The organism is Chryseobacterium sp. CH25 (assembly GCF_004119455.1).
Classification (GTDB): Bacteria; Bacteroidota; Bacteroidia; order Flavobacteriales; family Weeksellaceae; genus Chryseobacterium.
Genome location: NZ_NRQT01000148.1, coordinates 1 through 229, shown reverse-complemented (window position 1 = coordinate 229; position 229 = coordinate 1). Strand labels below are relative to the sequence as shown.

General features: G+C 40.6%; 1 protein-coding gene. It reads right to left on the bottom strand.

Translation table 11 applies throughout. The annotated features are described in order from the left end of the window. Positions 1 to 18: 18 nt before the first annotated feature. On the bottom strand, positions 19 to 229 hold a 211-nt coding region (locus tag BOQ64_RS24350), incomplete at its 5' end, for a hypothetical protein (RefSeq protein ID WP_228448547.1).

Sequence of the window (229 nt, the reverse complement as noted above, 5' to 3'; positions counted from 1 at the left end):
TTCATGATTTTGCGTTTCCTATCCAATGACGGTGAAACGGAGAAGCGAACTCCTAAATACGGAAATGAACTTTGATTGTAGATCGTAAGATCTGAATCTTACTGAAAGCACCTCCATCACAACGGCTCCGTTCATGATTTTGCGTTTCCTATCCAATGACGGTGAAACGGAGAAGCGAACTCCTAAATACGGAAATGAACTTTGATTGTAGATCGTAAGATCTGAATCT